Below are 16,421 nucleotides of genomic sequence, written 5' to 3'. Positions count from 1 at the left end.
CTAATTATGATAAAAGTTTTATTTGTTTGCTTGGGTAATATTTGTAGGTCTCCATTGGCAGAGGCTATATTCAAAGAAAAGCTCAAAAATGAGCAGTTAACCCACAAAATAAGTTGCGACTCTGCCGGGACAGCTAATTATCATGTAGGAGAAAATCCAGATCCCCGAACCATAGAAATTGCCATAAAACATGGCATTCCTGTTGATCACAAAGGTCAGCAGTTCAAGAACAAACACAAGGATGAGTTTGACTACCTGATAGCCATGGATCAGTCTAACTACCAAAATATGGTTAGAGAAATGGGAGAAACGCCCTCCTCGCTCATTTTAATGAGAGATTTTGATCCTTATGGGAAAGGTGAAGATGTACCCGATCCTTGGTATGGAGGCATGAATGGATTTGAAAACGTTTATCAAATCCTAGATCGATCGTTAGATAATTTCTTATTGCACATTCGAAACGAGCATAATTTATGAATGACTTCTTTAATGAAGTAATTCAGAGATATTCCAAAACGGCATACTTGTTATCTGCCAGTACAGTTTCTGGTGGATGTATCAATAACACTTATAAACTGGAAACAAGTGAAGGTCCGCTATTTCTAAAGTGGAACTCTGCCTCCTCAATGTCCATGTTTGAGTGTGAAAAAAAGGGACTCGATCTTTTAGATCAACACTCTATCATTTCCACCCCAAAAGTTCTTTCATATGGACAGATCTCAAATAAGTCCTACCTCCTACTGGAATGGATCGAAAAAGAACCTCAATCCAGCGATTTCTGGGGAGATTTTGCACATAATTTGGCATCTCAGCACAGAGTTTCTTCACCTTGGTTCGGCCTGGATCACGACAATTTCATTGGAAGTCTTGAGCAGTCAAACAAACAGTATTCAACCTGGCATGAGTTTTTCATAAAAGAGCGGCTTATACCCCAACTCAAACTGGCAGAATCAAAGAACCTTATAGATAAAACTCACCTGAATAGGTTTGAGATACTATTTTCCAAACTTGAATCACTTGTTCCAAAAGAATCTCCATCTCTTCTGCATGGAGACTTATGGAGTGGAAATTTTATGTGTGGTGCTGATGGTAAAGCTGTGATTTTTGACCCTTCGATTCATTTTGGACATAGAGAAACTGAGCTCTCATTCACCAAATTGTTCGGCGGATTTTCCTCAGAGTTTTATGCCGAATATGAATCCACCTTTGTGCTGGAACCGGGTTTTGAGGAAAGATTGGAAATACACAACCTCTACCCTCTTCTAGTCCACGTTAACCTTTTCGGGTCTTCCTACCTATCGGAGATCAATCAGACTCTCAAAAGATTCACCTAGCGATACAGCACCTGATAGGTATTGGTTGTCTTTTGCTCCATAATCACTGACCTATTCCATGGCAGCTTATTAAATGAATCCGGGGAATAATTCTTGATAGTTGCCAGATTCAAAGGACTGTCATAGGAAAGGATAAAATCACGATTCAGAAGCTCATTTATCCGCTTAGATTTGAACTCTTTATTGTCAATGCAGAAAGAAAATGTAAGCGCAGAATTCTGCATCAGGTTGATTTTGATATTTAGCAAGTCTAAGACCTGTAAAATCAATCCGAGTTTTTTCTCATCCATGAAGCTATGATCCTTCACCTGGGCTGTCACCAGCAATTGATTCCCTTTGAAAACAAAACAAGGGATCATCTTCTTTGTGTTATCAGTAGCTATTGTCGTTCCAGGCAAAGATTTATCCAAAAATGACCGTACAATTAAAGGGATACTTTTCTGAGCGATCGGCTTTAATGTTTTGGGGTGAATCACTTGAGCTCCATAATAGGTCATTTCCGTTACTTCCCGGTAGCTCAATTTCTCATATTGCTCTGTTCCTTCTAAGATGCGCGGATCAGCGTTTAGAATTCCAGGCACATCCTTCCACACCGTAAATCCATCTGCATTGAGGCAGTAGGCTAAGATAGCTCCGGTATAGTCAGATCCTTCCCTTCCCAGGGTGGTTGAATTTCCCTCCACATCCGATCCAATGAATCCCTGTGTAACAACAATGTGCTTTTCTGCGAGTGGTTTCAAGTCATTAATCACTTGCTTTTCAGTAACTACCCAGTCAACATTTGCTTCAGTAAAATATTGATCTGTACGAATAACTTTTCTTGCATCAAACCATGCACTATTCATGGTCTTAGATAAAAATGCCTCAACTATTGCCGTAGACATCAACTCGCCATGAGGTACCACCCTGTCATAAGCCAGCATTGGCTCATAACTGAACAGATCAGAGAGACATTCTTCTAACGACTGTTCAAATTGCAAATATCGATCTGGCAATTCCCCTAACAATTCATTTGCGATTTGACGGTGATACTCTTTTAATTCATTCAATGTGTCATTGTACGAACCTTTAGAATGGGCCTGTTTGACCAGTTCTTCAAGCTTATTGGTGGTTTTCCCCATTGCTGAAACCACAACAACTACCTTCTCTGAACCAAAGGCAGAAACAATCTCAGCTAAATTTTTTACTCCTGAGGCGTCTTTTACTGATGCTCCTCCAAACTTGAAAATCTGCATTATGCAAACGTTATAACTATTGAATGAATTAATTTCGTGGCTGTAATCCAAAACCTTAATTCTGAATTAAACACCCTAATGAACAAAAGTAAGCTTGGCCTTCCGATTGGAACAACCTTAGATCGCTTTATTAAGCAAAAAGAGGATGAATTTTCTTCTGCGACGGGGGAGTTGTCTCAGCTTTTGAGAGATATTGCTTTGGCTGGGAAGATCATAAACAAGGAAGTAAATAAGTCAGGGCTTTTGGATATCACCGGAGCATTTGGAGAAAAGAATGTTCAAGGAGAGGATCAACAAAAACTAGATGTGGTTGCCGACATTCGTTTCACACGTGCACTTCGGAATGGTGGAATGACTTGTGCGGTAGTATCGGAAGAGGAGCAGGAAATCATCCACCTGAATCCCAACTGCAGATATGTAGTTGCCATCGACCCACTGGATGGTAGCTCAAATATTGACGTAAACGTATCGATAGGAACTATTTTCTCCATTTACAAGCGTATCTCTCCGGTAGGAGGACCTGTGCAGGAAGAAGACATTTTACAAAAAGGTACCGAGCAGGTAGCAGCTGGATACATTCTTTATGGGTCATCTACCATGCTGGTCTATACCACTGGAAGAGGTGTTCACGGATTTACATTAGAGCCAAGCCTTGGTGAGTTTGTGCTTTCGCACAATCAGATGACCTGTCCGAAGGATGGAAAAATCTATTCAATCAATGAAGGTAATTTTTATTCATTTGATCAATGGGTGAGGGACTACATCGATGATTGCAAAAAGAAAGGGATGACTGCAAGGTACATCGGGTCGCTTGTGGCAGATTTTCATAGAAATATGATGAAGGGGGGTCTTTACCTCTACCCAAATACCGAAAAAGACGTTAATGGAAAGCTTCGACTGCTCTATGAGTGCAATGCGCTGGCGTTTATCGCTGAACAGTCAGGAGGAATGGCAACTAATGGACAGGAGCGTATTTTGGATATTCAACCTACTTCTTTCCATCAGCGAACTCCATTATATCTCGGTTCGGCAAAAATGGTAAAGCACGCCATGTCTTTCCTCAAGGCTGGTACTGGCGCCTAGTTATTACCTTTTGCTTTTCCCGTTCAATAATCGCTTTTGCCATGTTTCTGGCAATTTCACCCTGCTTTGAGTTCTGCAGTAATGACTTAACCCTATTTTCGGGTATATCAATACGGTATAGCACATTGAGTAATTTATTTAAATCATGATCCAGCAGGTAATTGACCTGTTTTGTAAGGAAATCTTCCAACCGATCAAAGTCATTTTCCTCTTGTCCAAATTCCAATTCATCCTCTAATCCAAAATCCTTCCGAACAAGGTGATAACTCTCTTTTGCTAACGTAACTTCATTCATGATTTATGAATCAATAATGGTGGATTTCTGATGGCTAACCAAAGAATAATCATGAAAAAAATATTAACAACACTCCTATTATGCTTTGCTATGAGTCTAATGGCACAGCAAAATGAAAAAGAAGAAATTCTAAAAGTAGTGAATCAGGTGTTTGAAGCTATGAGAACCAATGATAGTACACTTCTCAAGCAATGTTTTGTTGCGTCACCTAACACCTTCACGGCTTTTATAAATCAAGAGGGTGAATCTGTTTTAAGCAAAGGTGAATTCCAGAAGTTTATTAATGCGGTGGGGCAACCCAAGGAGCAGGTTTGGGATGAGCCAATCTGGAATGAGAAGGTGGAGATTGATGGAAACCTTGCGTCCGTTTGGGTAGACTATGCTTTTTATGTCGATGATCAGTTTTCACACTGTGGTGTAGATGCTTTTCATTTGATCAAACAGGAAGAAGGCTGGAAAATATTTCACCTGGTGGATACACGGAGGAGATCAGGCTGTGAAATTCCTGATGAGATCAAGCCTTAGTCTTATCCGGAATCCATTCAAAATCCTCTGACATCACTCCATTTATCAGGAGGTCACTCAGTTCTGCTGGTGGGACAGTCGTTCTGCGCTTGGCCAAATCAAGCCATGCACCATCCACATCTATTTTTGCTGATAGATCTCCGTCTTTTGTGTAGATATTGTGTCTAAACGACCATTTTGACCCATCCTTTCGAAGTTTTGAAATAGTAAAACCCACTTCAAACTCTTCATTCATTCGGATTTCTTTGAAAAATCGGGTGTCTTCCCGAAACAGAATTGGCCCCACATTCATGCTAAGGAGTCTGTGAAATGGCATGCTTATTTCCTCAAAGTACATCAATCTGGCCTGCGCACAATAGTCGTTGTATGCTGTGTGCCTCATGTGACCGTTTGGGTCAAGGTCAGCCCATCGAACTCTGAATTTATATTTTACCTCACTCACCTTTCGCTTCTTCTTTTTTCTTGGCAGGCTTTTTAGTTTCTTTCTTTTTCTCCTCCTTCTTCTCTTCCAAAACCTCCGGTGCTTGCTTTACCAGCTGATCATACCAGCTAACTACCTTCTTGATATCAGAAACATACACTCTCGCTTCGTCGTACTCAGGAAGCACAAACTTCAAAAATGCCTTTAACTCTTCAGGACTACTGTTTTTGTCCAGATCGGTATCACCATTGAATTCTTTATGAATCTTTCTCATCACATCTTCCAGCGGCACTGCTCCTTCCGCATCGGTTGTGTAGATCGAAATCTCCGACAGGATGCTCACCTTATTGTGCATGGTAGCTACCATTTTCTTTTTATGCTCATCCAGACTCTCCAGGATTACTCCTGTGCGGGTAGGCTGAATAATGTTGAATAATGTTCCTTTTCCGGAAACTGATGCGATATCACTAAACTCCATAAATTATTTTTTGAGGTGGCAAAAATATCCTATCCGGCTATCTCTGCATTAATCCGATCAATAAAATCCAAAATTTCTTCTCCTCCCACTCTATCTGCAGATGAGGTCACAAAAGTTGGGGGTAACTCTTCCCATGTCTTCCTCATCACGTTTTTATAAGCAGCTACATTTGACTGAATCTGCGTTTTTCCCAGTTTGTCAGCTTTGGTAAACACGATGCAAAAAGGAATGGCATTTTCCCCCAACCACTCCATAAATTCCAGGTCAATCTTTTGCGGCTCATGCCTGCTATCCACCAGCACAAATACACATGCCAGGTTCTGACGCTCCTCCAAATAAGTATTAATCATCTTCTTCCAGGCAGCTTTGTTCACTTTACTTGTTTGTGCCCATCCATAGCCTGGCAGATCCACCAGATACCAGCTGTCATTAATAATGAAATGATTGATCAACTGAGTTTTACCAGGTGTTGATGAGGTTTTGGCCAGCTTCTTTCGGCTGGTCAAATGGTTGATAAGGCTTGATTTTCCAACATTGGAGCGACCAATAAAGGCATACTCAGGCTTGTCTGCTGGCGGACAACCCGACACATCCGGACTGCTGATTACAAATTCTGCTGATTTTATCTGCATGAGGAAGAAACTGATAACATTTGAACCGTACAAGGGTTTAATCCACTAATATTGCGGCAATTATGACGGTACTTCCTTACAAAGATAAGTCGGATGCAAAGAAGAAGCAGGTAGCAGAAATGTTCGACAGCATTTCCGGTAAGTATGACTTCCTCAATCATTTTTTAAGTCTGGGGATTGATATCCGCTGGAGAAAGAAGGCGATCAAAATGCTGAAAGATCTTCAGCCAAAACAAATTCTCGATATTGCTACTGGTACCGGCGATTTTGCTATCGAATCGTTGAAGCTCAACCCTGACAAGGTAGTTGGAGTGGATATCTCTGAAGGCATGCTGAATGTTGGTCGTCAGAAGATGAAAAAACGTGGATATTCCGAGATTATCGACATGCAATCAGGAGATTCTGAAAACCTTCATTTTGATGACAATACCTTCGATGCTGTCATCGTTGCTTTTGGGGTGAGAAACTTTGAAAACCTCGAAAAAGGCCTTTCTGAAATGAATCGGGTATTGCGACCAGGAGGTAGGGCTGTTATCTTGGAGTTTTCAAAACCCACGGTATTTCCATTCAAACAATTATATAATTTTTATTTTCGTTGGATATTACCGAAGATTGGAAAGGTGGTTTCGAAAGATAATGCCGCCTACACCTACTTGCCAGAGTCTGTAAATGAGTTTCCGTTCGGGAATGATTTTCTAAGTATTCTGGAGAAAACAGGATATAAAAACACTAAATGCAAATCATTAACGCTAGGCATCAGTTCTATCTACGTGGGAGAAAAGTAGCTCTTGCCTTTTTGTTGATTCTTGGGTTGGGGCAATCCTCAATTGCTCAAAACAATCCCTCAGACAACCTGATCAACTATGAAGATCAGTGGATTCACTATGGGTTTCTCATTGGAGTGCATTCATCCAAATACATGATTCGCTACTCTGACTATTTCACTTCCCCGGCGATGGATACCGTCCATTCCATTGTCCCCGGAAATCTTGGTGGATTTAAGCTGGGTTTTGTGATCAACATGAAACTAACCAGAAGTCTGGATTTTCGTCTATTGCCTACAGTGGGATTTTATGAAAATGACCTCAGCTATCGATTTACCAATGGTATCACACAAAGGGAACTAAAAGATGCTACCATGGTAGAACTGCCCATGCTAATCAAATACAAGTCAGAACGAAGAGGAAATCTTGCCATGTATATGGTAGCTGGCATCAATCCCTCACTAGAAGCTTCTGGTAAAGGCGATGAACAGGATGTAGGCGAAAAGCTGGAATTGAGAAACTGGAATCTGGCCATAGATGTGGGCGTGGGTCTTGATATTTTCTATCCCTTTTTCAAGTTCTCGCCGGAGCTAAGGTATTCCTACGGATTGCGAAACATGCTGACGGATACAGAAAATGCATTCAGCGTAGGCCTGGACAAACTAACCACCCAAAATCTAGGTATATTCATCACATTTGAGGGCGGTCCTAGTACGAAGAGAAAACTAGGAAAGAAAACTAAAGGAGCCGGCCAGATAAAAGCAAGACAGAAAAAACGCCTAAAACAATGAGTCAGCCAATCGCATTAATCACAGGTGCAACGAGTGGCATTGGAGAAGCCACCGCAAGGGTTTTATCCAAAAACTATCGGCTTATCATTTGTGGCCGTAGGAAAGATCGGCTGGAAAAACTGCAAAGTGAGCTAGCATGCGATTCCAAAATCCTGTCCTTTGATGTGCGAGACAAAGAGACTGTTTTTACTTCGATAGAGTCACTTCCAGCAGATTGGAAAGAAATTGATGTTTTAGTCAATAATGCAGGTAACGCTCACGGCCTGGACCTGATTCAGGATGGTAATCCTGATGATTGGGACGCCATGATGGACATCAACGTGAAAGGGCTACTGTATGTAAGTAAGGCCATCATTCCTGGCATGGTGGCGAGAAAAAAAGGACACATCGTTAATGTAAGCTCTATTGCCGGACTTGAAGTGTACACCCGGGGCAATGTCTACTGTGCATCAAAACATGCGGTGGACGCACTTACCAAAGGAATGCGTATGGACCTGAATGAGCATGGGATCAAGGTTACCTCCATTGATCCGGGATTGGTAGAGACTGAGTTTAGTGAGGTTAGATTTAAAGGTGATACAGAAAAAGCCAGCAAGGTTTATCAAAATTACACACCTCTGAAAGCCATCGATGTTGCAGAAACCATCGAGTTTGTACTCAACCGCCCTGCTCATGTAATGATTGGCGACCTCCTCATTCTTCCTACAGATCAGGCCAGTAGCACGATTGTGAATAAAAAAAGTCAATAGTCTTTTTGAAAGATTTGCGATAAACACATATTTGCCGGATGCAAAATATCCTGATCATCGGGGCGGGCAAATCTTCAACCGCACTTATCAATTATTTACTGGATCATGCCAATGAGCAACAGTGGAAAATCACCATTGCTGAAAAGGATCTTGAGCTGGCAACTTCAAAAATTAAAGGGAACTCACAAGCCAAGGCTGTACCCTTTGATGTATTTGATGCAGAATTACTAAATAATCTGGTAGGTGCGAATGATTTAATAATCTCGATGCTTCCGGCCTCTCTACACATTCATGTGGCCAGAAAATGTGCCGAACTCAAAAAACATTTTCTTACAGCATCCTACCTCACTGAGGAGATCAAAGCTCTCCACGGTCAGTTTGAATCTGCCGGTAAGCTAATGATAATGGAAATGGGACTTGATCCGGGAATTGACCATATGTCTGCCATGAAAGTGCTGGACGAACTCCGCGCCGAAGGATACGAACTTACAGGCTTTGAAACATTTACCGGGGGACTTGTAGCAGAAGAGTCTGTCGGAGACAATCCATGGAAGTATAAGTTTACCTGGAACCCTAGAAATGTGGTTTTGGCTGGTCAGGGTACGTGCAAGTTCATTCAGGAAGGAAGGTACAAGTACATCCCTTATCAAAAACTTTTCAGGCGAACCGAAGCAATCTACATTCCCGATTATGGATATTTTGAAGGGTATGCAAACAGGGACTCACTGGCTTACCTTGATGTTTATAACCTGAGAGGAATTAAGACTTTATATAGAGGAACACTACGCAGGCCAGGATACTGCGCTGCTTGGGATGTTTTTGTGCAGCTGGGCGCTACTGATGACACTTACCAAATGGAAGGTGTATCTGAGATGACCCACCGTCAATTCATCAATTCCTTTCTATCATACAATCCAAAAGATTCCATTGAGCTGAAGCTGGCACACTACCTGAATTTGGATTTGGATAATGGGATCATGTTCAAACTGAAATGGCTTGGAATGTTTGAAGATCAGCTGGTTGGATTAAATCAGGGAACACCGGCGCAGATTTTGGAGCACATTTTGAAAAAGAAATGGACGCTGAATCGGGAAGATAAAGACATGATCGTGATGTGGCACAAGTTCAACTTTCTTTCCGATGGAAAGCCACGTCAGATCGAATCCAGCATGGTAGCTCTTGGCGATGACGATTTAAATACTGCCATGTCAAAAACAGTAGGCCTGCCTCTGGCCATAGCAGCCAAACTAATTCTTCAGGGAAAAATCAATTTGAGTGGGGTGCATGTGCCTATCAAGAAAGAAATATATGAGCCTGTATTGGACGAGCTCACAACTACAGGTCTTGTATTTAATGAGCGTGAAGTAGAACCTACGTTCTATTGATACTACTTGATTACGTGTGCCTTCACAACTGAATCAATCTCAGCCATAACCAAATCAATTTCGGAAATGTCGTTTTCCAAATGATTATCTATTAAGCGCTGAAGGTGCGCAGCGATCTTGATTTCATCTTCCTTCTGCTGACCTCTGGCAAAGCGAATGGAATTTTGAAGGTGATCCATGGCATGGTGGATGGTTATTCTCGCTTCTTCTTTCTTACCCTCCCGAATAAATTGTTCTGAAACCCTCAACGAAGCAAATGCCAAAGAATTCATTGCATCGGCAAAAGCCTCATACATAAGGTCATCATTGATATCCTCAGCCTTGATGTGACTTTCCACTATTTCCAGATCACTTATAGCCACCTCAATCGCTCCAGTACTGATGCTATCTCCATCCTTTTCCAGAAGCTTCATCATTTTGATGGCATCTTCCAAAAATTTGATTGCAGTTAGTGATTTATGATCCTGCAGGGTTCTATCTGCTGTGTTCATTAGCAAGTCGGGTTCAGTTGCTAAATCAGTCAAATTTGGATTTTCCATTTTCAAGTCGCGCTGTACTTTAAAATAGATAACCATTGACCCTACAACGATCACTGCGAACAGGAAATAAAAACCACCTTTGTTAAAATTCATGATGTCTGGATTATGCTCTGACTAAAATAAGAGATTATGTTTTATCTTTTTCAAACGCTGCGTCTACTTTCAGGTTTTTTCGTTCAGCGGCCTCTACAGCCAGTTGATCACAGCGCTCATTCTCCGGATGACCGGCATGTCCCTTCACCCATTTAAACCGAACATCGTGAGGAGCAGACGCTTTTAGGTATCTCTCCCAAAGATCCCGGTTCTTTTTTCCTTTAAAATCTTTTACCACCCAACTCTTCAGCCAGCCCTTTGTTACTGAGTCTACTACGTATTTGCTATCAGACACTACGAGCACCTTCCACCCCGGCTTTTTGATAGCCTCCAACCCTGCTATTACTGCTAGTAGCTCCATTCTATTATTTGTCGTTAGACGAAAGCCTTCCGATAGTTCTTTTTCCTTATCTCCAAATCGAAGGATTGTACCATAGCCACCAGGGCCAGGGTTGCCCTTTGCTGCACCATCTGTATACATCGTAATCATGCCAAAAGGTGATTTTTGAAGATTTTGATTGCAATGGCAAGCAACACAATACCAAATACTTTTCTCAGGATATTAAAACCCGCCTTACCAATCTTTCGCTCTAGCCAACCGCAGGTCTTCAACACTATGTATACAAAAACCAAATTGACCGCTATACCCACCAAAATATTTGCTGTGCTGAATTCTGCCTTTAAGGAAACCAATGTAGTCATCGTACCCGCCCCTGCTATCAATGGAAAAGCAATCGGAACAATAGATGCACTTTTAGACTCTTCAGGATCAGCTCTGAAAAACTGACGCCCTAAAATCATCTCCATCCCTAACAGAAACATAATTATAGCTCCTGCTATGGCAAATGAGTTGATATCAATCCCAAAGAGTTTCAGAATGCTTTCGCCCAAAAAAAGGAAGATCACCATGATAATCCCGGACACGAGAGTGGCCTTTTCAGACTGCACATGACCAAATTTCTTCCTCAAGTCAATGATGATAGGAATACTCCCTAGAATATCTATCACAGAGAAGAGAATAAGCGAAACACTAATAATTTCTTTAAAATTGAACATTCGATTGATTTAATAAGATGATATTTAACACAAAACTAATGTGATCGATAGCCGTAATAGCATAAAAAATTATTCATTTTGCAAATCATTTTTATGAGCGCCCTGCAAAAATCAATTGGCATTGTTTTCGCCTGAATAATTTTGACTAAAGGCAAAATCTGAAATACAACTCAAAAGGACATGATTAAATCTACATTTTTTGCACTACTCGTGCTTATATCTTCTTTATCCCTGGCACAGGAAGGCTGGAACTGGCCAGAAGATCCGAACATGAAAAGCCAGGCAATGGAAAAACAAGCATACTATAAGCTTTTAATTGCTCAAAGCAAATTTGCTGAGGCAATGAAGCCTCTAAACTGGCTATACGAAAACAACCCCAACCTTAATCCTTCTATATACATCCAGGGTGTAGATTGTATTGAAGATATGCTAAAGAAGACTACAGATAAAGGTCGGAAGGAGCGTCTACAAGACTCCTTACTTTGGATGTATGACCAGCGAATCAAGTATTTTGACAATGCTGCATCCACCATGGACAGAAAAGCATACGAAGCGTTCAAAATGCACTACAGAACACCATCAAAGTACCCAATGCTTTATGATCTCTATTCCAAGGCTTTTGAAATGAATGGACCTGAAATTTCAACTTTCAACTTAAATCCATTCATGCTGTTAGCTAAGAATTACCATGAGTCAGCCCCGGATAAGATGCCAGCAGAAAAAGTATTGGATATTCACACCCAGATATCAGACATCATCGAACAAAAAAGAAAGAATGGTGAAAGTCCGGATAAATTAGACAAGGAACAGGCAAAAACAGATGCATGGCTAAGCTCAATCCCTGGCATTCTTACTTGTGAATTTATAGAAGCTCAGCTGGTTCCAAAATTTAGAGCGAATCCAACCGACCTAAATACAGCCAAAAAAATATTCAAGTATTCTGTAGAGGCGAAATGCACAGATCAGCCTTACTTTCTGGAGGCCAGTGAGCCGGTATTCAAGGAGCAACCCTCATTTGCGTTGGCTAGCGCAATAGGCAACAAATACCTGGCCAGCGGTGAAGTGAATAAAGGGCTTCAATACCATGAAGAAGCTGCAAAGCTTGCCTCTTCAAATGAGGGAAAGTATGACGCCTTGATGGGGCAAGCCGTAGCACACAGTAAGCTTGGCAACAAATCGAGAGCAAGATCACTAGCGTACGAGGCACTGAGTGCAAAGCCCGGAAGCTCAGAAGCTTATAATCTGATAGGCAACTTGTACTTTACGAGCTACGATGACTGTCGTGGTGACAAAAGCAAAGTTCGAGACAGAGGTGTATTCCTTGCCGCTTACAAAATGTATGAGAAAGCTGGTAACAAGTCTCAAATGGCTGCATCGAAAGAACAGTTTCCATCCATTGAAGAAATTTTCAATGAAGGAATGGAAGAAGGGCAGTCCATTACCGTGGGTTGCTGGATCAACGAGTCAGTCGCTCTGCAGCGGAGATAAAATCTTTTCTTAAATGAGAAGTCTCGCCTCTGGTGGGGCTTTTTTATTTTTATTAAATGAAAGCATTCGGAGTTGCAATTCTTCTCGTACTGTCTCTGACACTACCTGGCCAACATATCATCGTGCTGGGCACTGCTCAGGATGGAGGGTTTCCGCACATCGGATGTCAAAATGAGTGCTTGAGAGCGCACAGCAACCCTAATCTTTCCCGATACGTGACTTCACTGGCGTTGGTAGATCCCGAGAGCAAACAATGGTGGATGTTTGAAGCCTCACCGGATTTAGACAAACAATTCCAATATTTTCGTAACCTCACCGATGGACAATATCCCTATCTACCATCAGGCATATTTGTGACTCATGCGCACATCGGCCACTACACCGGACTCATGTTTCTAGGAAAAGAGGCGCTAGGTGCCAGCGGGGTAAAGGTCTATGCCTTACCAAAAATGATTGAGTTTCTGAAAAATGATGGGCCATGGAGTCAGCTGGTAAACTTTGAAAACATTGACCCTGTTTCCATGGTCGAAGATCAATCCCTTGAATTGGGTGCATCGATTGAAGTCACAGCCTTCACCGTCCCTCATCGTGATGAATATTCAGAAACAGCCGGCTTTAAAATCATCACTCCAAGAAAAGGGTACATTTTCATTCCCGACATTGATAAGTGGCACAAATGGGACAGAGATATCGTGGAAGTGGTGAAAGATCCTAAAGTGGACTATGCATTTATAGATGCCACATTTTTCAAGGATGGGGAGCTACCCAACCGTCCGATGAGCGAAATGCCACATCCGTTTGTTCAGGAGACCATGCTCCTGTTTGATAAACAACCAGATAGCATAAAAAGCAAGATTAAATTCATACACCTCAACCATACTAATCCACTTCTGTTTGACAAACGTGCAAGAAATGAAGTCAACAGAAATGGCTATGGGGTGGCGGAACAGGGAAAAAAGTATTAAATTAATACTCATACAACATCACCACCGCCTATTATGTATGAGTTAGTTTACCATTCGATTGCTAAACCAGGGATCACAAATATTGACATTGCAGACATCCTGATTATCTCCAGAGCCAGAAATAAAGATAATGATGTGACTGGATGCCTGATTTTCTTTGATGGGAGATTTATTCAGATCCTGGAGGGTGATGAAGTTGCTGTTCGAGAAATCTATGCAAGTATAGAAAAAGACCACAGACACTTTAAGGTGACTCTTCTATACCATGGCACGAAAAAGAACCGTGATTTTAATGACTGGAATATGGGTTACTTTAAAGGTGAAAATTCGAAAATGCAATCAAAATTCAACCTTGATAAAAAGCTGCTAGATGAAAACTCTGAAACTACAATAAAGACCGTAAAGGGATTTTGGAAGGACATTAAGCCCATAATGGAATAAAATCATAGATAGCCCTTTCCCAAAAACTAGCTCACCCGTTCAATCTTAGCTCCTAGAGCATTTAGTCGATCATCAATAAACTGATACCCACGATCGATCTGATCAATATTATGAATGATGCTCACGCCCTCGGCAGACATAGCTGCAATCAGCAATGAAACCCCAGCACGAATATCCGGTGATGTCATGGTGATACCACGAAGCGGGTATGCCCGATCCAGGCCTATCACGGTGGCTCTGTGCGGATCACAAAGGATGATCTGTGCGCCCATATCAATCAGCTTATCTACGAAGAATAACCGACTCTCAAACATCTTCTGATGAATTAAAGCTGTGCCTCTGGCTTGAGTTGCTGTCACCAAAATCACACTTAAAAGGTCAGGTGTAAGTCCCGGCCAAATTGCATCTGCAATGGTAAGAATAGACCCATCGATGTAAGACTCGATTTCATAATGATCCTGCGCCGGTACATGAATATCATCCCCTTTAAAGTCCATTTTTATACCCAACCTGCGGAAGGTATCAGGGATGATGCCCAACTCTTTGATTTGGGCATTTTTGATGGTAAGGTCTGAGCCCGTCATGGCGGCCATACCAATGAAACTCCCCACTTCGATCATATCCGGAAGCAGAGTATGCTCTGTGCCGTTTAGTGACTTGACACCTTCGATCCTTAGTAAATTCGATCCCACACCTTCGATGTTTGCTCCCATCCTGTTGAGCATTTTGCAGAGTTGCTGTATGTATGGTTCACAGGCAGCATTGTAGATGGTAGTCAACCCTTCAGCCATCACGGCTGCCATAATGATATTGGCAGTTCCGGTCACTGAGGCTTCATCCAGCAGCATATATGCACCCTTCAAATTGGTGCCATCCACGGTATAGAATGAAGTTTTTGAATCGTAGTTGAACTTGGCGCCCAGCTTTTGAAAGCCTACAAAGTGCGTATCCAGTCTTCTCCGGCCGATCTTATCACCACCGGGCTTGGGCATTCTACCGGTTCCAAATCGAGCCAACAGTGGCCCCAGAATCATGATCGATCCTCTAAGTGCCGATGCTTTTTCCTTAAAGTCGTTAGTGTTTAAAAAGTCGAGATTGATATTGGCAGCCTTGAATGAGTATGACTCACCTCCAAGATCGGAAACCTCCACGCCTAAGTCTGCAAGTAGTTCGATCAGTTTCAGCACATCCCTGATTTGAGGGATTTTATTGATCACGACTTTCTGATCTGTCAGAAGTACTGCTGAGATTATTTGAAGCGCTTCGTTTTTAGCTCCCTGAGGGATTATTTCACCGTTTAGCCGGTGACCGCCTTCTACCCGAAAAGATGACATTATCGATTTGAAAATTTGATGATTTACTAATTGTTTCGATTGGGCAACTAAGCTATCGAAACCATCCTCAAATCAAAAATGGAATTAATTTCTTCTTCGATTATTTCCGCCTCCTCTATTGTGAGGACCATTTCTTCGCTGACCGCCTTTTCCACCTTGATTGTTTCTTCGGCCTTTATTATTGTTATTGCTGGTTCTTCTGCCAGAATGTTTCTTGTCAGAATCGAACAGGCCTAGCTCCTTCACCGTCTCAATATTGATGTCTAGTTTATTATCAGACATTCTTTTGATGTTTTTCAGGATTTGCTCGTCCTCTATGCTTTCTTTATTCCATGTCTGGAAAAATCCTTTCATCAATCGACCAATCGCTACCACAGCTCCTTCTTGCTCCTTAGGGTCTTCCATGGCAACAGCCTGATCAATCAGCAACTCAACACTTCGACCATAGTGACGAAATTTGATTTCGTTTGAGTAGTATTTTAATCGCTCAGGTTTTCTATCTAAAACAGATGGATCCGGCTTAGGAAACGGTCCTTCTATATCCAACTCGAAGTTGGATATAATGTGAAGGTCATCCCACACCTTTTGATCACTCTCGTTATCATTACCCAAATCAGGATTGATCATCTTCATCAGCTCTACCAGCGTAGCTGCCTTCTTGTTCCGCTCTTCCTTCTCTTTGATAGTTTTAAGGTGTGCAACAAGGTTCTGCACATTCCTTCCGTATTCTCTCAATTTCAGCTGCACTCGCTGAGTGTTGTATTCCAATGATGTTTCCATAATTCTATTAAGCCTCAAAAATAGGTAATTCAG

The 16,421-nt window shown here is 41.8% G+C and carries 21 protein-coding genes; 11 read left to right on the top strand and 10 right to left on the bottom strand.

Annotated features, from left to right (window positions below; all coding sequences use genetic code 11):
- The first annotated feature begins 6 nt into the window (after positions 1–6).
- Together ACEQZT_RS10890 and ACEQZT_RS10885 are read left to right on the top strand one after the other, a co-directional pair.
- The gene (locus ACEQZT_RS10890; RefSeq protein ID WP_370089455.1) at positions 7–477 is read left to right on the top strand and encodes a low molecular weight protein-tyrosine-phosphatase; all 471 of its coding nucleotides are present in this window, start codon (positions 7–9) and stop codon (positions 475–477) included.
- Positions 474–1,334: a fructosamine kinase family protein gene (locus ACEQZT_RS10885; protein WP_370089454.1), complete on the top strand. Its 861-nt coding sequence runs from the start codon at positions 474–476 to the stop codon at positions 1,332–1,334. Before ACEQZT_RS10890 ends, ACEQZT_RS10885 begins: the two co-directional genes overlap by 4 nt.
- Here ACEQZT_RS10885 and ACEQZT_RS10880 read toward each other — a convergent pair.
- Positions 1,331–2,569, bottom strand: a complete 1,239-nt coding sequence (locus ACEQZT_RS10880) for an aspartate kinase (protein WP_370089453.1) — start codon at positions 2,567–2,569, stop codon at positions 1,331–1,333. The genes ACEQZT_RS10885 and ACEQZT_RS10880 overlap by 4 nt on opposite strands.
- A gap of 78 nt (positions 2,570–2,647) precedes the next feature.
- On the opposite strand from ACEQZT_RS10880, the gene fbp reads away from it, so the two are divergent.
- Entirely contained in the window at positions 2,648–3,652 is a 1,005-nt protein-coding gene (gene fbp / locus ACEQZT_RS10875) for a class 1 fructose-bisphosphatase (RefSeq protein WP_370089452.1), read from the top strand.
- On the opposite strand, the gene ACEQZT_RS10870 is transcribed toward fbp, so the two are convergent.
- Positions 3,630–3,947 (bottom strand): hypothetical protein, encoded by a 318-nt coding sequence (locus tag ACEQZT_RS10870; protein WP_370089451.1) that lies wholly within the window; start codon positions 3,945–3,947, stop codon positions 3,630–3,632. The genes fbp and ACEQZT_RS10870 overlap by 23 nt on opposite strands.
- A 51-nt stretch (positions 3,948–3,998) precedes the next feature.
- Between ACEQZT_RS10870 and ACEQZT_RS10865 the strand changes: the two genes are divergently transcribed.
- Positions 3,999–4,472, top strand: coding sequence for a nuclear transport factor 2 family protein (locus ACEQZT_RS10865; protein ID WP_370089450.1), 474 nt, complete (start codon positions 3,999–4,001; stop codon positions 4,470–4,472).
- On the opposite strand, the gene ACEQZT_RS10860 is transcribed toward ACEQZT_RS10865, so the two are convergent.
- Genes ACEQZT_RS10860 through yihA form a run of 3 tightly spaced genes read right to left on the bottom strand, consistent with a single transcriptional unit; the run spans position 4,462 to position 6,003 of the window.
- A complete protein-coding gene (locus ACEQZT_RS10860) occupies positions 4,462–4,914 on the bottom strand; it encodes an acyl-CoA thioesterase (RefSeq protein ID WP_370089449.1) in 453 nt (150 codons plus the stop codon). The genes ACEQZT_RS10865 and ACEQZT_RS10860 overlap by 11 nt on opposite strands.
- On the bottom strand, positions 4,907–5,371 hold the full coding sequence (locus tag ACEQZT_RS10855) for a DUF5606 domain-containing protein (protein WP_370089448.1): 465 nt from the start codon (positions 5,369–5,371) through the stop codon (positions 4,907–4,909). The genes ACEQZT_RS10860 and ACEQZT_RS10855 overlap by 8 nt, the downstream gene beginning before the upstream one ends.
- A gap of 29 nt (positions 5,372–5,400) precedes the next feature.
- Positions 5,401–6,003: a ribosome biogenesis GTP-binding protein YihA/YsxC gene (gene yihA / locus ACEQZT_RS10850; RefSeq protein ID WP_370089447.1), complete on the bottom strand. Its 603-nt coding sequence runs from the start codon at positions 6,001–6,003 to the stop codon at positions 5,401–5,403.
- Positions 6,004–6,065: 62 nt separating this feature from the next.
- Here yihA and ubiE point away from each other — a divergent pair, with 62 nt between their 5' ends.
- The 4 genes from ubiE to ACEQZT_RS10830 are packed head-to-tail and all read left to right on the top strand — an operon-like array spanning position 6,066 to position 9,692.
- Positions 6,066–6,788: a bifunctional demethylmenaquinone methyltransferase/2-methoxy-6-polyprenyl-1,4-benzoquinol methylase UbiE gene (gene ubiE / locus ACEQZT_RS10845; RefSeq protein WP_370089446.1), complete on the top strand. Its 723-nt coding sequence runs from the start codon at positions 6,066–6,068 to the stop codon at positions 6,786–6,788.
- Positions 6,737–7,558, top strand: coding sequence for a porin family protein (locus ACEQZT_RS10840; protein WP_370089445.1), 822 nt, complete (start codon positions 6,737–6,739; stop codon positions 7,556–7,558). Before ubiE ends, ACEQZT_RS10840 begins: the two co-directional genes overlap by 52 nt.
- Positions 7,555–8,307, top strand: a complete 753-nt coding sequence (locus ACEQZT_RS10835) for an SDR family NAD(P)-dependent oxidoreductase (RefSeq protein ID WP_370089444.1) — start codon at positions 7,555–7,557, stop codon at positions 8,305–8,307. Before ACEQZT_RS10840 ends, ACEQZT_RS10835 begins: the two co-directional genes overlap by 4 nt.
- A 38-nt stretch (positions 8,308–8,345) precedes the next feature.
- Positions 8,346–9,692: a saccharopine dehydrogenase family protein gene (locus tag ACEQZT_RS10830; protein ID WP_370089443.1), complete on the top strand. Its 1,347-nt coding sequence runs from the start codon at positions 8,346–8,348 to the stop codon at positions 9,690–9,692.
- A gap of 2 nt (positions 9,693–9,694) precedes the next feature.
- Here ACEQZT_RS10830 and ACEQZT_RS10825 read toward each other — a convergent pair whose 3' ends face one another.
- The 3 genes from ACEQZT_RS10825 to ACEQZT_RS10815 are packed head-to-tail and all read right to left on the bottom strand — an operon-like array spanning position 9,695 to position 11,380.
- Positions 9,695–10,324, bottom strand: a complete 630-nt coding sequence (locus ACEQZT_RS10825; protein WP_370089442.1) for a hypothetical protein — start codon at positions 10,322–10,324, stop codon at positions 9,695–9,697.
- A gap of 34 nt (positions 10,325–10,358) precedes the next feature.
- Positions 10,359–10,814: a ribonuclease HI gene (rnhA, locus tag ACEQZT_RS10820; protein WP_370089441.1), complete on the bottom strand. Its 456-nt coding sequence runs from the start codon at positions 10,812–10,814 to the stop codon at positions 10,359–10,361.
- Entirely contained in the window at positions 10,811–11,380 is a 570-nt protein-coding gene (locus tag ACEQZT_RS10815) for a MarC family protein (RefSeq protein ID WP_370089440.1), read from the bottom strand. The genes rnhA and ACEQZT_RS10815 overlap by 4 nt, the downstream gene beginning before the upstream one ends.
- Positions 11,381–11,560: 180 nt before the next feature.
- Between ACEQZT_RS10815 and ACEQZT_RS10810 the strand changes: the two genes are divergently transcribed.
- From ACEQZT_RS10810 to ACEQZT_RS10800, 3 genes are read left to right on the top strand one after another with little or no spacing between them, the layout of a single operon-like run.
- Positions 11,561–12,868, top strand: coding sequence for a tetratricopeptide repeat protein (locus ACEQZT_RS10810; RefSeq protein WP_370089439.1), 1,308 nt, complete (start codon positions 11,561–11,563; stop codon positions 12,866–12,868).
- Between the two features lie 56 nt (positions 12,869–12,924).
- Positions 12,925–13,833, top strand: coding sequence for an MBL fold metallo-hydrolase (locus ACEQZT_RS10805; protein ID WP_370089438.1), 909 nt, complete (start codon positions 12,925–12,927; stop codon positions 13,831–13,833).
- A gap of 33 nt (positions 13,834–13,866) precedes the next feature.
- The gene (locus ACEQZT_RS10800) at positions 13,867–14,274 is read left to right on the top strand and encodes a BLUF domain-containing protein (RefSeq protein ID WP_370089437.1); all 408 of its coding nucleotides are present in this window, start codon (positions 13,867–13,869) and stop codon (positions 14,272–14,274) included.
- A gap of 26 nt (positions 14,275–14,300) precedes the next feature.
- On the opposite strand, the gene murA is transcribed toward ACEQZT_RS10800, so the two are convergent.
- Together murA and ACEQZT_RS10790 are read right to left on the bottom strand one after the other, a co-directional pair.
- Positions 14,301–15,608 carry a UDP-N-acetylglucosamine 1-carboxyvinyltransferase gene (gene murA, locus ACEQZT_RS10795; protein WP_370089436.1) on the bottom strand — a complete coding sequence of 436 codons (1,308 nt, stop codon included), beginning with the start codon at positions 15,606–15,608 and terminating at the stop codon, positions 14,301–14,303.
- 84 nt (positions 15,609–15,692) lie between these two features.
- The gene (locus ACEQZT_RS10790) at positions 15,693–16,388 is read right to left on the bottom strand and encodes a DUF4290 domain-containing protein (RefSeq protein ID WP_370089435.1); all 696 of its coding nucleotides are present in this window, start codon (positions 16,386–16,388) and stop codon (positions 15,693–15,695) included.
- Between the last annotated feature and the right edge of the window lie 33 nt (positions 16,389–16,421).

The organism is Ekhidna sp. (assembly GCF_964218185.1).
Lineage (GTDB): Bacteria > Bacteroidota > Bacteroidia > Cytophagales > Cyclobacteriaceae > Ekhidna.
The sequence above is the reverse complement of the archived record's forward strand: the minus strand, read 5'-3'. Positions and strand labels throughout refer to the sequence as shown.

Excerpts from the sequence above, each read along its gene's own strand:
- ACEQZT_RS10890 (WP_370089455.1), top strand. The coding sequence starts at position 7 with ATGATAAAAGTTTTATTTGTTTGCTTGGGTAATATTTGTAGGTCTCCA.
- ACEQZT_RS10885 (WP_370089454.1), top strand. The coding sequence starts at position 474 with ATGAATGACTTCTTTAATGAAGTAATTCAGAGATATTCCAAAACGGCA.
- ACEQZT_RS10880 (WP_370089453.1), bottom strand. The coding sequence starts at position 2,569 with ATGCAGATTTTCAAGTTTGGAGGAGCATCAGTAAAAGACGCCTCAGGA.
- fbp (WP_370089452.1), top strand. The coding sequence starts at position 2,648 with ATGAACAAAAGTAAGCTTGGCCTTCCGATTGGAACAACCTTAGATCGC.
- ACEQZT_RS10870 (WP_370089451.1), bottom strand. The coding sequence starts at position 3,947 with ATGAATGAAGTTACGTTAGCAAAAGAGAGTTATCACCTTGTTCGGAAG.
- ACEQZT_RS10865 (WP_370089450.1), top strand. The coding sequence starts at position 3,999 with ATGAAAAAAATATTAACAACACTCCTATTATGCTTTGCTATGAGTCTA.
- ACEQZT_RS10855 (WP_370089448.1), bottom strand. The coding sequence starts at position 5,371 with ATGGAGTTTAGTGATATCGCATCAGTTTCCGGAAAAGGAACATTATTC.
- yihA (WP_370089447.1), bottom strand. The coding sequence starts at position 6,003 with ATGCAGATAAAATCAGCAGAATTTGTAATCAGCAGTCCGGATGTGTCG.
- ubiE (WP_370089446.1), top strand. The coding sequence starts at position 6,066 with ATGACGGTACTTCCTTACAAAGATAAGTCGGATGCAAAGAAGAAGCAG.
- ACEQZT_RS10840 (WP_370089445.1), top strand. The coding sequence starts at position 6,737 with ATGCAAATCATTAACGCTAGGCATCAGTTCTATCTACGTGGGAGAAAA.
- ACEQZT_RS10835 (WP_370089444.1), top strand. The coding sequence starts at position 7,555 with ATGAGTCAGCCAATCGCATTAATCACAGGTGCAACGAGTGGCATTGGA.
- ACEQZT_RS10830 (WP_370089443.1), top strand. The coding sequence starts at position 8,346 with ATGCAAAATATCCTGATCATCGGGGCGGGCAAATCTTCAACCGCACTT.
- ACEQZT_RS10825 (WP_370089442.1), bottom strand. The coding sequence starts at position 10,324 with ATGAATTTTAACAAAGGTGGTTTTTATTTCCTGTTCGCAGTGATCGTT.
- rnhA (WP_370089441.1), bottom strand. The coding sequence starts at position 10,814 with ATGATTACGATGTATACAGATGGTGCAGCAAAGGGCAACCCTGGCCCT.
- ACEQZT_RS10815 (WP_370089440.1), bottom strand. The coding sequence starts at position 11,380 with ATGTTCAATTTTAAAGAAATTATTAGTGTTTCGCTTATTCTCTTCTCT.
- ACEQZT_RS10810 (WP_370089439.1), top strand. The coding sequence starts at position 11,561 with ATGATTAAATCTACATTTTTTGCACTACTCGTGCTTATATCTTCTTTA.
- ACEQZT_RS10805 (WP_370089438.1), top strand. The coding sequence starts at position 12,925 with ATGAAAGCATTCGGAGTTGCAATTCTTCTCGTACTGTCTCTGACACTA.
- ACEQZT_RS10800 (WP_370089437.1), top strand. The coding sequence starts at position 13,867 with ATGTATGAGTTAGTTTACCATTCGATTGCTAAACCAGGGATCACAAAT.
- murA (WP_370089436.1), bottom strand. The coding sequence starts at position 15,608 with ATGTCATCTTTTCGGGTAGAAGGCGGTCACCGGCTAAACGGTGAAATA.
- ACEQZT_RS10790 (WP_370089435.1), bottom strand. The coding sequence starts at position 16,388 with ATGGAAACATCATTGGAATACAACACTCAGCGAGTGCAGCTGAAATTG.